This is a genomic window from Streptomyces sp. NPDC045967 (genome assembly GCF_056430495.1).
In genome coordinates this window covers 198,100-210,076 of the sequence record NZ_JBWKLE010000007.1, presented here as the reverse complement: position 1 = coordinate 210,076, position 11,977 = coordinate 198,100, and the positions used below count along the sequence as shown (strand labels likewise).

The window sequence follows — 11,977 nt, the reverse complement described above, 5'->3', positions numbered from 1 at the left end:
ACCGTCCGGGCGGCCGGGCGCCGCGCCCACGCGCCGGGTCGCGGCGTGTGCGGGCGTGTGCGGGTGTGGACTCGTGGGTTGGGGAGTATGTCGGTGACCACCGCTGAGCAGCGGCAAGAACAGGAGGGCGGCCGGCGCGGCGAGGGCCGCGACGGCGCCACCGGCGTACCCGCGTCCGCCTCGGTCCCTACCGGCACCACCACCGGCCCCGGCCCCGCCTCCCGCGGTGCGGGCGGGCGGGCGCTGGACCTGGTCCGCCGCCACCCCATCGCCGTGTCGACCCTGCTCGCCGGGGTGCTGCACGTCGTCTGGTTCTTCAGCTTCGCCAACAGCGGCGGCGACCTCGCCGCGCAGGACGCCTGGGCCGAGTTCGTCGGCCGCCACCCCGACTCGGCCTACAACCTCGCCTGGTACGGCGGCATGCACCCCGTCTCGTACAGCGTGGTCTCGCCGTACCTCATGCACGTGCTCGGTGTCCGGACCACGATGATGGTCGCGGGGACCGTGTCCGCCGGGCTGCTCGCCCTGGTCCTGACCCGCTGCCGCCGCGCGGTGCGCGAGCCCCTGTGGCCCGCCCTCGCCGGGGTGTACGGGCTGCTGTGCAACGCCCTGTCGGGCCGGGTCACCTTCGGCCTCGGCGTGATGTTCGCGCTCGGCGCGGTCGCCGCCGTCTTCTGCTGGCCGCGCAAGTGGGCCGGGCGGCGGTGGGCGAAGGCGGCCGTGGCGGCCCCGCTGGCGGGGCTCGCGACCGCTTCCAGCCCGGTCGCCGGGCTCTTCCTCGGTGTGGTCGCCGCCGCACTGTTCCTGAGCCGGCGGCGGCCGGGCGCCTACGCGCTGGGCCTGGCGCCGGTGGCCGTGGTCGGGCTGTCGGCGTGGCTGTTCCCCTTCTCGGGAACGCAGCCGATGAAGTTCGGCTCGGCCTGGCTGCCCTTCGTGTTCGCGCTGGCCGTCCTGTTCCTCGTACCCGAACGGTGGAAGACCGTCCGGATCTCCGCGGCCGTCTACGCCTTCGGCGTGTTCCTGACCTGGGCGATCGACTCCCAGGTCGGTTCGAACGTCACCCGGCTGATCATGCTCTTCGGCGGGGCGGTGCTGCTGGCGGCGCTGCCGTATGCGGTCCCCCGCTCCCGGCACTGGTACGCCCTGGTGGCCGCCTTTGCCGGGCTGACCGTCTGGATCACCACCAACAGCATCACGGACATCGTCCGCACCACCCCGGTGGCCGCCTGGAACCGCGAGCTGGCGCCCCTGGTCGACCAGCTGCAGAAGGCGGGCGCCGACCGGGGGCGGGTCGAGGTGGTCCCGGCCAGCAGCCACCGCGAATCCTCCGCCTTCCCGTCGTACGTGAACCTCGCGCGCGGCTGGAACCGGCAGGCGGACCTGGAGCGGAACCCGCTCTTCTACGACGACACCCTGTCCGCCGACAGCTACCGCGCCTGGCTGGAGCGCTGGGCGGTGCACTACGTGGTACTGCCCGCCGACAAACCCGACTCGGGCGGGGAGGACGAGGCGAAGCTGGTGCGCGAGGGGCTGCCGTACCTCCAGCAGGTCTGGGGGGACGCGAACTGGCAGCTGTTCAAGGTCCACCAGCCGACGGACCTGGTGTCCGGGCCGGCCACGGTGGTGCGGGCGGGCGCCGACCGGCTCGTCATCGACGTGCGGCAGGCCGGACGGGTGCTCGTACGGATCCCGCACTCGCCGTGGCTGGGACTGGTGGACGGCGCGGGCAAGCCGGTCGCCCCGCCGGAGGAGACCTTCGCGTCGAAGGCGCGGGCGGGCGCCGTGAAGGAGTACGCGAACACGGCCGGATGCCTGTTCAAGGCCGCCCCGGACCAGGCGGGCGACGTGTGGACGGAGCTGCTGGCGCCGGCCCCGGGGCAGTACCGGGTGGCGGCGAAGTACCAGCTGCCGCGCGGCACGCCCTGCCCGGAGGAGCTGGTGCACGGCACGCTCGGGCGGTCGGACCGGACGACACCTTGATCGGAAATCCTTTACGTCCGGTCCGGGTGCATCGGCCGGTATATCTGCATACGATCCCAGTAATCCGATTGGGTGCTTCCCGAGGGAGTTGACGGGATGAGCAAAGAGCAGAAGCGGGACTTTCCCGATGTCTACCGGGCCCAGGAGCCGGACCGGCCGCCGCGCCCGCCGGGCCACGGCTACGACGGCGCACTGCGGAGCAAGGTCAAGGGCGGAGTGCACACGAAGGCGGCCCTGAAGCGGGCCGGCACCCCGCAGGGCGACCGCATCGGCGAACGCAGCAGGGGCCTGAGCTGACCCGGCCCGACCCATCGAACCCTTTCAGGGAAGCCCTTCCGGCTCCGGCCGGAGGGGCTTTTCCACGACCCCCCGACAGCGCGGGCGGCCCGCCGCCCCCGTGGGGGCCCGCGGGGAGCGCGGCCGGGCGGGCGCATTACGGTGACCTGGCGGCCCCGGGCGGCCGTACGCCAGCCGTGTCTCCACCACCAGCCAGGACGGACGGGCCCACAGGACCATGAACGGGACCAGCGCACCAGGTCTCCGGCTGCCCGCCTGGACCTCGACCCTGACCTGGAAGGCCGCGGTCTTCATCACCCTCATGTGCTGCGGGCTCGCGGCGCTGCTCGGCGGGCTCGTCCACAGCGCCATGACCCACCAGACGGTCGGTACGGCGCGCGAGAAGGCCCTCGCCAAGCTGGACCGCATCATCGCGGCGTACGAGACCGGTGCGCGGATGGCACGCGGCGAGGGCATCGACCCCGTCGGCCTGCCGGCCGAACTGCGCGCGATGGCGCTGACCGGCAGACGCGCCACGGCCATCGGCGAACACCGCGGCCGCTCCGCGATGTGGGCGGCGGCCCCCGCCGCCCAGCACACCGCGATCGCCGTGTCCGTGGACTTCACCGCCGCCGAGCGGACCATCGCCGAGCTGGACCGGGCGATCCTCGGCTCCTCGGTGCTCGCCATCGGCGGCACCCTGCTCGTCGGCGCGGTCGGGGTCACCCGGATCACCCGGCGGCTGCACCTGACGGCCCAGGTGGCCCGCCGGATCAGCGCGGGCGACCTGGACGCGCGGGTCGACGACAGCGAGCGCCGCCAGGACGAAGTCGCGGCCGTCTCCCGCGCCCTGGACACGATGGCCTCCTCGCTCCAGCGCAGGCTGGAGGCGGAGCAGCGGTTCACGGCGGACGTCGCCCACGAGCTGCGCACCCCGCTGACCGGCCTGAACGCGGCTGCCGAGCTCCTGCCGGCGGGCCGCCCGGCGGAACTCGTGCGCAACCGCGTCCAGGCCATGCGCGCGCTGACCGAGGACCTCCTGGAGATCTCCCGGCTGGACACCGGCCGCGAGCACGTGGACCTGGACTCCTGCGACCTGGCCGATCTGGCCGCCCGGACCATCCGCGCCTCCGGCACCGACACCCGGCTGGAGGTGGTCGCCCCGGCGCGGGTGGAGACCGACCGGCGGCGCCTGGAGCGGATCCTCGCCAACCTCGTGGCCAACGCCCACAAACACGGCGCGGCCCCGGTCACGGTCCGGGTGGACGGCCGGACCCTGACGGTCACCGACGCGGGCCCCGGTTATCCGCGGTACCTGCTCACCGCCGGCCCGCAGCGGTTCCGCACGGAGGGCATGAACAAGGGGCACGGCCTGGGCCTGACCATCGCGGCGGGCCAGGCCCGCGCCCTCGGGGCCGCCCTCGCCTTCCGCAATCCACCGGAGGGCGGCGCGGAGGCCCGGATCACCCTGCCCCCTCCCGCGGTCCCGTCCCCGGCCGCACCCCTGCGCTGCAGGTCCGCACCCCGGGCTCCCGGGGCATGACGAGGGCCCCCGGCCGTAACGGCCGGGGGCCCTCGAGATCGTGCCCTCGGCAGGATTCGAACCTGCGACACCGGCTTTAGGAGAGCCGTGCTCTATCCCCTGAGCTACGAAGGCGGGGCGTGCGGACCCCGCCGTGAGGCCGGGCCACCGCGGTCAGTGTAGCGGGTGGCGCATGATCCGCATCTGCGATACCCCGCGGCGGCCCGGCCCGTCCGCAGGAGGTGACCGCCCGCGGCGCGGTGACGACGGGTCAGCCGCGGTCGACGTGCACGCTGGTGGACTTCACCCGGGCGGTGGCCCGCATGCCGACCTCCAGGCCCAGCTCCTCGACGGCCTCGCGGGTCAGCAGGGACACCACCCGGTGCGGTCCGGCCTGGATCTCGACCTGGGCGGCGACGTCGCCGAGCTTGATGCCGGTCACGATCCCGGGAAAGGCGTTGCGCGCGGAGGTGTGCGGGGCGTCCGCGTCCTCCCCGGGGGCCTCCTGCGCGGCCTCGACGCAGAACGCAGCGAGGTCGGGCCCGTCGACGATGCGGCGCTTACCGTCCCGGCGGGTGGGGAAGCGGTCGGCGTCCGCCCACCGCCGCGCGGTGTCGACGCTCACGCCCAGCAGGCGCGCGGCCTGCCCGATGGTGTAGGACTCCATGGCCCCACCCTAGGTCGGCGCGTCGCTGCGCGGCCCGGGTGGGGCTTCAGGGCCGGATGATCCGCACCTGGTAGCTGCCGTTGCGCAGTTCGCCGACGACCGAGATGCTGATGCCCGCCTTCTCGTCGGTGAACGTCTCGCCCGGCCGGAAGGGCGCGTCCGACAGTTCCGCGTGCACGTTGGGCCGCCGGGTGCAGCCGCCGCTGGAGCCCGCGCTGTCCGACACCGTGACCGGGCCCTGGCCGGTGTCCACGTCGGAGTCCACCTTGTAGATGAGGACGCCGGGTTTGCAGACGGCTTCGTCGTTCCCGGCCTGCGTCCTGACCTCCACCGCGTACCCGACGCTCTCGGACAGCGGCACGAACGCCAGCTTCGTGCCGCCGGCGGCCGCCAGGGGCGACAGGACGTGGTCGCTCGTGCCGGACTTCGCCGCGCAGCTGACCTGCTTGCCGTCCAGCCAGCCCAGCTTCCACTTGTGCCAGCCCAGCAGGTCGTTGTTGGAGCCCCAGTCCTCACTCATGATGTCCCAGTGCCCGACCGCGCCGCCGCCGTCGGAGGTGTACAGGTCGGGCAGTCCGAAGACGTGCCCGTTCTCGTGCGGCAGCACCCGGTAGCCGGTCTCGCGGTAGGTGCCGGAGCCGTCGTCCTGGCGGCTGTAGACGAAGGACGTGTTGGAGAGCGGCACCCCGTCGGCGATCGGCGCCTCGGCGTTGCCCGAGAAGGTCACGGACAGGACGGTGTCCAGAGCGGACGGTCCGGCGTTCGGCGTGACCAGGATGTTCACCAGGTCGTACGCGCTGAAGTCCACCTCGGAGTCGGCGGCCTTCGCGATGTGCTCGACGAGCTGGCGGTAGCCCGGTTCGTAGGCGGACCCGCGCTCGATCCCGTACGCCGCGAAGGGCATCGGCATCCGCAGCCAGGTCCTTATCGGGGCCTCGGCCCGGTAGCTGAGCCGGCCGTAGGAGCTGGTCCTGAACCAGTTGGAGGTCTGCGGGAAGAACTCCGCCATCCGGTCCAGGGCCGTGCCCTCGCCCTTGGCGTCAGGGAAGTCGATCATCAGGTTGAGCGCCTTGACCTCACCGGTCGAGCGCGCGTAGCCGGGCGGGGTCGGCAGGCCCTCGGACATCTGCACGCCCATCGTGCCGGCGATCCGGCAGGGCGCGAGCGCCGATTCGGCGGTCGTGGCCACGGGTCCGGCCGCCGACTGGCCGTGGCCGGCCATCTCCGTGCTCGCCGTCGCCGTGACGCCGAGGGCCAGCGCGGTCAAGCCGATGCATGCGCCGGTGCGCCGTGATCTGCGTATCCGCCGGCGGGTCTGGGGCATGGAGATCGCCTTCGGTCCGCGGCAGCCGGCCCTGTCCGTACTGCGCTCTGCTCGTCACCCTCCGACGGCTGCGGCCCGCCCGCGCGCCGGAGGCGGCCGAACGTGCTCCGACCTGTGGCCCAGGTCACACGGAGGGGTGAAATAACCGGGGACCGGTTCCCCGTTTGTACGTGAGTCCCACGAAGCGGGGACCGGCTCCCCGTTTGGGTGGACGCCGTACGTGTCACCGCGCCAGGGAGGCCCGGAATGAAGCGCCCCAGCCCCACCGCCCCGGCGGCCCCGCCCGTCCCGGGAGCGGCCGTGGACCGGGCCGCACCGAAGGCCCGTACCGATGCCTGTTCGCGTACCGGCGTCGAGCCCGCGGCCCCCGGCTCGCTGACCGCGGGACCCGTCCCGCGTCCGCGCGCCGACGCCGTGCGCAACCGCGAGCGCATCCTGGCCGCGGCCCGCGAGGCGTTCGTCGAGTTCGGCTCCACGGCCGCCTTCGACGAGGTCGCCCGCCGGGCCGGCATCGGGAACGCCACGGTCTACCGGCACTTCCCCGACCGGTCGAGCCTCGTCCACCACGTCGTGCTCTACGTGATGGGCCGGGTCGGCGCCGAGGCCGAGGCGGCGCTCGCCGAAGAGCCCGACGCCTTCGCCGCGCTGCGGCGGTTCACGCACACCGCGGCCGACGAGCGGATCGGGGCCCTGTGCACCATGCTCGGCGGCGACTTCGACCGCGAGCACCCCGAACTGCTCGCCGCGCGCAGTGCGTTGGAGGACCGGGTCGTGGCCCTGCTGACCGCCGGCCAGGACGTCGGGCTGGTGCGCGCGGACATCGGAGTCGGCGATCTGATGGTCGCCCTCTCCCAGCTCAGCCGCCCCCTCCCCGGGGTCGCCTGCCTCGACGCCGACCGCTTCGTCCACCGCCACCTCCAACTCTTCCTCGACGGGTTGCAGGCTCCGGCCCGCTCCGAACTGCCCGGATCCGCGGCCACGTTCGAAGACCTGCGGGCGAAAACCATGTGACACATCCAGAGCCCTCATGAGACTTTTCCGGTCTATTCAGTCATTCCGCACAGCACAGTGAAATCGGGTAACCCCATGCCGAAAACAGCCGCGACACCGCCGCAGCTGACCGCAGACCCCAGCCGCTGGAAGGCGCTCGTCTTCATAGCCCTGGCGCAGCTGATGGTCGTCCTCGACGCGACGATCGTGAACATCGCCCTCCCCTCCGCCCAGACCGACCTCGGCATCTCCGACGGCAACCGCCAGTGGGTCATCACCGCGTACGCGCTGGCCTTCGGCGGGCTGCTCCTCTTCGGCGGCCGCATCGCCGACAAGTGGGGCCGCAAGAACGCCTTCATCGTCGGCCTCGCGGGCTTCGCCCTGGCCTCCGCGCTCGGCGGCGCCGCGAACGGCGAGGCGATGATGCTGGGCGCCCGCGCCCTCCAGGGCGCCTTCGGCGCGCTTCTCGCCCCGGCGGCCCTCTCCCTGCTCGCGGTGATGTTCACCGACGCCAAGGAGCGCGCGAAGGCCTTCGGCATCTACGGCGCGATCGCGGGCGGCGGCGGCGCCGTCGGCCTGATCCTCGGCGGCGTCCTCACCGAGTACCTCGACTGGCGCTGGACCTTCTTCGTCAACATCCCCTTCGCGGTCGTCGCGGCCGTCGGCGCCTGGATGGTCATCCGCGAGCCGGCCGGCTCGCGCAACCCCGCACCGCTCGACATCCCCGGCGTGGTGCTGTCCACCCTCGGTCTCGTCTCGCTGGTGTACGGCTTCACCCGCGCCGAGTCGGCCGGCTGGTCGGACACCGTGACCGTGGGCATGTTCGTCGCCTCGGTCGCGCTGCTGGCGGCGTTCGTCTTCGTCGAGTCGAAGGTGAAGTCCCCGTTGCTGCCGCTGCGCGTCCTGCTGGAGCGCAACCGCGGCGGCGTCTACCTCTCGCTGGGCCTCGCCGTGATCTCGATGTTCGGCCTGTTCCTCTTCCTCACCTACTACCTCCAGGTCGTGAAGGGCTACTCGCCCGTCATGACCGGCTTCGCCTTCCTGCCGATGATCGCGGGCATGATCACGGGCTCCACGCAGATCGGCGCCCGGCTCATGACCCGGGTCGCGCCGCGCCTGCTGATGGCCCCGGGCTTCCTGCTCGCCGCCACCGGCATGCTGCTGCTGACCCAGATCGAGGTCGGGTCCTCCTACCCGGCGCTCATCCTGCCGGCGCAGCTGCTGCTCGGCCTCGGCATGGGTACGGCGTTCATGCCGGCCATGTCCCTGTCCACGCACGGGGTGAACCCGGCCGACGCCGGTGTCGCCTCCGCCATGGTGAACACCTCGCAGCAGGTCGGCGGCGCCATCGGCACCGCGCTGCTGAACACCATCGCCGCGTCGGCGACCACCGCCTACCTGACCGACCACGCGGCCGAGGCCGCGGCGGGTGGCGCGGCCGCGCGGATGGTCCAGGCGCAGGCCATGGTCGAGGGGTACTCCTCCGCGATCTGGTGGGCGGTCGGCATCCTGGTCGCCAGCTCCGTCATCGCGCTGACCTTCATCACCACCGGCCGTCCCGGTGCGGGTGGCCCGGTGGCCGCGGGCTCCGGCGCGGCGGAGGACGACAGCGAGTTCAAGATCCCGGTGATCGCGCACTGACGGGCGCGACGGGGGCGGGGGCACCCGCCCGGGAATGACTGACGACCCCGCTTGGTTCAAATTTGAACCAAGCGGGGTTAGTCTTTTCGGGTGACCTGTACCGGGCTGCAAGCCTGGTGCCGGATGGCAAGGGTGCCCGGAACGACCCGGAGGGCCGGTACGACCCGTACCGCGTGGTCCGGCGACCCCGTGCCGACGAGTGAGGAGCGCCCCATGACCGCCGCCGCCCCGACCCGCATGCCGGCGCTCTACCTCAGCCACGGAGCGCCCCCGCTCGCGGACGACCCGGTCTGGCCCGGCGAGCTGGCCGCCTGGTCGGCGCGGCTGCCCCGCCCCACCGCGATCCTGATGGTCTCGGCGCACTGGGAGGAAGCCCCGCTCGCCCTCGGCGCCACCCGGTCCGTTCCGCTCGTCCACGACTTCTGGGGATTCCCCGAGCACTACTACCGGGTCCGCTACGGCGCCCCGGGCGCGCCGGGGCTCGCCGCGTCCGTCCGCGGACTGCTCCGAGCCCCCGGCACCCCGGTCCAGGACATACCGGACCGCGGGCTGGACCACGGCGCGTACGTCCCACTGGTCGAGATGTTCCCGGCCGCCGACATCCCCGTCCTGCAGATCTCCATGCCCACACTGGACCCGCGCCGCCTGATGGACATCGGCCGCACCCTGGCGCCCCTGCGCGACGAGGGGGTGCTGATCGTCGGCAGCGGCTTCTTCACCCACAACCTCGCCGCCCTGCGCCACACGGGCCCCGGGGTGCCGTCCTGGTCGGCCGAGTTCGACGCGTGGGGCCGCGAGGCGCTCGCCGCCGGAGACCTGGACTCCCTGCTCGACTTCGAGGCCAAGTCGCCCTCCGGCCGCCTCGCGCACCCCCGTACGGAACACTTCGCCCCGCTCTTCGTCACCCTCGGGGCGGCCGAGGCGTCCGGCGACCTCGCCGCGCGCCGCGACGCGGTGGACGGCTTCTGGATGGGCCTGTCGAAGCGCTCCCTCCAGTTCGGCTAGGACCCCGTGACCGGCCCGGCGACCACATTTCAGGCAACCGGGTGTCGGTGCGGGCCGTCTACAGGGTCGGAGTGCGGCGTGGCGATGCCCGCCCGGGTCGCCCGCTGGCCGGCGCTCTGACCTGCACTTCTGCGGGTTCCTGCGGTCGCTCGGCCCCCGGTGGGGCGGGGCAGGATACTGCAAGATCTCGAAAAAGAGGGACCGGCGGGGGAATTCTGTCCCGATTCCAGTCGTTGTTTCCTTCGGAAGCGGGCACTCGGGAGAGTGTCCGGGGACGCACCGCCCGCCAGGGCGGCCGTCCGGCAGCCGCACCGCGACCGAACCTCATCGCAAGGGAGCACGCATGGCAACCCGCGCCGTCGCCCGTCGTCAGTCCACGAGCAGCGCCCGCTCCGTGGGCGGGGAGATCGCAGACCGCGACCTGGTCGGCATGTACCTGGACGAGATCGCGCGCACTCCGTTGCTCGACGCGGCCAAGGAAGTGGAGCTGTCCCAGATCATCGAGGCGGGCGTCTACGCCCAGCAGATCCTCGACGGCCTCATAGAGCGCGAGGGCGAGACGCCCTCCCGCGAGGAGCTGGAGGCGCTGGCCGCCGAGGGCGAGCGCGCCAAGGAGGTCTTCATCCGCTCCAACCTGCGCCTCGTGGTGGCCGTGGCCCGCCGCTATCCGCGCAGCGGCCTGCCGCTCCTCGACCTCATCCAGGAGGGCAACGCCGGGCTGGTCCGCGCGGTCGAGAAGTTCGACTACGCCAAGGGCTTCAAGTTCTCCACGTACGCCACATGGTGGATCCGCCAGGCCATCACCCGCTCCATCGCCGACCAGTCCCGCACCATCCGCCTCCCCGTCCACCTGGTCGAGGAGCTCGGCCGGATCCGCCGCATCCAGCGGGAGTTCAACCGCGAGAACGGCCGGGATCCGGAGCACGCCGAGATCGCGGCCGAGCTGGACTCGACGGAGAAGCGCGTGGGCGACGTACTGGACTGGGCGCGGGACCCGGTGAGCCTCAACATGTCCGTGGACGACGAGGGCGACACCCAGTTCGGCGACCTCCTCGAGGACACCTCCGCCATCTCGCCGGAGCAGTCCGTCCTCTCGCTGCTGCGCAGCGAGGAGTTGGAGGACCTGCTCGGCAAGCTCGACCAGCGAACCGCTTCGATCATCAAGATGCGGTACGGCATCGACGACGGCCGTGAGCGCACCCTGACCGAGGTCGGCAAGCAGCACGGCCTGACCCGCGAGCGGATCCGCCAGATCGAGAAGCACGCCCTGCTCGAACTGAAGAAGATGGCCCGCGACACCGGCTTCGACGCCGTGGCCTAGGCGGCCCGCGACGAAGCCCCCCGGACGAGCCCCGGCACCTCCCCCCCCAGGTGCCGGGGCTCCCTCGCGCCCGGCCCCTGCTCGCACGGGCCCGCCCGGCCGATCCGAAGGACACGACCCGGCACCAGGCCCTGTCGTCGAAGTCCCGCCTGCCCGGCGCCACTTCGAGGCCAGGGCCTAGGACAAGCCGGGCGCGACAGCCGCCGAGGCGAGCCGCGCGGCCAGCGTTGCGGCCGCGTCCCGCAGCGCCGCGGGTCCCCGCACGGTGAACGGCAGCCCCGTCAGGGCGAGCCGCGCCACCAGCCATTCCGGGGAGTCCCCGCTGTCGAAGCACACCCGCGTGGACGCACCCGGCCCGGCAGCCGGAACGGCCCCGGCACCCGCACCCGTCCCCGCCCCCATCACGGCATCCGCACCCGGTCCCCTTCCCGTGCCCGCCGTGCCGTCGCCCCCACCGGGCTCCGCGACGGCGGCCTCCCGCAGCCACTGCGGCAGCTGCTCCGGGTCCGCCGCGAAGGCGACCTCGACGGCGTACGTCTGCCGGCCCCGCAGCCCGCTGCGGACGAACTCCTGGGGATCCACCGGCAGTTCGCGCGGCGTGAACCGGGCGCCCGTCGCGAAGGCGTCGTCCACCCGGTCCACCCGGAAGGTCCGCCAGTCCTCGCGCTCCAGGTCGTAGGCGACCAGGTACCAGCGGCTCCCCGCGCTCACCAGCCGGTACGGCTCCACCAGCCGCCGCGACCGGGCGCCGTCCCCCGCCTCGTACGCGAACCGCAGCCGCTCCGGACCCGCCACCGCCGAGGCGATGGCCGTCAGGGTCCCCGGGGCCACGCTCGGCCCGTCGCCCCGGGTCAGCGCGACCGTGGCGGACTGCAGCGCGCCGACCCGGTGCCGCAGCCGGGAGGGCAGCACCTGCTCCAGCTTGGCCAGGGCCCGTACCGACGCCTCCTCCACCCCCTCGATCGCGTGCCCGGCGCCGGCCCGCAGTCCGACCGCGATCGCCACCGCCTCCTCGTCGTCGAGGAGCAGCGGCGGCATCGCCGCCCCCGCCACCAGCCGGTAGCCGCCGTCCGCCCCCAGGGTGGCCTCGACCGGGTAGCCGAGCTCCCGCAGCCGCTCGATGTCGCGCCGGATCGTGCGGGGGCTCACCCGCAGCCGGTCCGCGAGTTCGCTCCCGGGCCATTCGCGCGGGGTCTGCAGGAGGGACAGCAGGGACAGCAGACGTGCCGGGGTGTCGGTCATGCCCCCAGG

Annotated in this window: 10 protein-coding genes and 1 tRNA gene; 7 read left to right on the top strand and 4 right to left on the bottom strand. The window is 73.3% G+C overall.

Annotation, left to right across the window (positions count from 1 at the left end; translation table 11 throughout):
• The first annotated feature begins 87 nt into the window (after positions 1-87).
• From AC07FY_RS17215 to AC07FY_RS17205, 3 genes are all read left to right on the top strand, one after another.
• A complete protein-coding gene (locus AC07FY_RS17215; protein WP_479006812.1) occupies positions 88-1,980 on the top strand; it encodes an MFS transporter in 1,893 nt (630 codons plus the stop codon).
• 96 nt (positions 1,981-2,076) lie between these two features.
• The gene (locus tag AC07FY_RS17210; protein WP_479006810.1) at positions 2,077-2,277 is read left to right on the top strand and encodes a hypothetical protein; all 201 of its coding nucleotides are present in this window, start codon (positions 2,077-2,079) and stop codon (positions 2,275-2,277) included.
• A 217-nt stretch (positions 2,278-2,494) separates the two neighbouring features.
• Positions 2,495-3,799 carry an ATP-binding protein gene (locus AC07FY_RS17205; RefSeq protein WP_479006807.1) on the top strand — a complete coding sequence of 435 codons (1,305 nt, stop codon included), beginning with the start codon at positions 2,495-2,497 and terminating at the stop codon, positions 3,797-3,799.
• A gap of 41 nt (positions 3,800-3,840) precedes the next feature.
• On the opposite strand, the gene AC07FY_RS17200 is transcribed toward AC07FY_RS17205, so the two are convergent.
• The 3 genes from AC07FY_RS17200 to AC07FY_RS17190 all read right to left on the bottom strand — a co-directional run bounded on the left by AC07FY_RS17200 (position 3,841) and on the right by AC07FY_RS17190 (position 5,769).
• A tRNA-Arg gene (locus AC07FY_RS17200) sits at positions 3,841-3,913 on the bottom strand.
• Between the two features lie 136 nt (positions 3,914-4,049).
• Positions 4,050-4,445 carry a TOBE domain-containing protein gene (locus AC07FY_RS17195; RefSeq protein ID WP_479006804.1) on the bottom strand — a complete coding sequence of 132 codons (396 nt, stop codon included), beginning with the start codon at positions 4,443-4,445 and terminating at the stop codon, positions 4,050-4,052.
• A 46-nt stretch (positions 4,446-4,491) separates the two neighbouring features.
• Entirely contained in the window at positions 4,492-5,769 is a 1,278-nt protein-coding gene (locus AC07FY_RS17190; protein ID WP_479006802.1) for a M6 family metalloprotease domain-containing protein, read from the bottom strand.
• 246 nt (positions 5,770-6,015) lie between these two features.
• Between AC07FY_RS17190 and AC07FY_RS17185 the strand changes: the two genes are divergently transcribed.
• The 4 genes from AC07FY_RS17185 (at position 6,016) to AC07FY_RS17170 (ending at position 10,726) form a co-directional block, all read left to right on the top strand.
• On the top strand, positions 6,016-6,780 hold the full coding sequence (locus AC07FY_RS17185) for a TetR/AcrR family transcriptional regulator (protein ID WP_479006799.1): 765 nt from the start codon (positions 6,016-6,018) through the stop codon (positions 6,778-6,780).
• Between the two features lie 75 nt (positions 6,781-6,855).
• Positions 6,856-8,400 carry an MFS transporter gene (locus tag AC07FY_RS17180; protein ID WP_479006796.1) on the top strand — a complete coding sequence of 515 codons (1,545 nt, stop codon included), beginning with the start codon at positions 6,856-6,858 and terminating at the stop codon, positions 8,398-8,400.
• Positions 8,401-8,613: 213 nt separating this feature from the next.
• Positions 8,614-9,405 carry a dioxygenase family protein gene (locus AC07FY_RS17175; RefSeq protein WP_479006793.1) on the top strand — a complete coding sequence of 264 codons (792 nt, stop codon included), beginning with the start codon at positions 8,614-8,616 and terminating at the stop codon, positions 9,403-9,405.
• Between the two features lie 343 nt (positions 9,406-9,748).
• The gene (locus tag AC07FY_RS17170; protein WP_479006790.1) at positions 9,749-10,726 is read left to right on the top strand and encodes a sigma-70 family RNA polymerase sigma factor; all 978 of its coding nucleotides are present in this window, start codon (positions 9,749-9,751) and stop codon (positions 10,724-10,726) included.
• A 177-nt stretch (positions 10,727-10,903) separates the two neighbouring features.
• Here AC07FY_RS17170 and AC07FY_RS17165 read toward each other — a convergent pair whose 3' ends face one another.
• Complete coding sequence (locus AC07FY_RS17165; protein ID WP_479006787.1) at positions 10,904-11,968, bottom strand: helix-turn-helix transcriptional regulator; 1,065 nt, start codon at positions 11,966-11,968, stop codon at positions 10,904-10,906.
• Between the last annotated feature and the right edge of the window lie 9 nt (positions 11,969-11,977).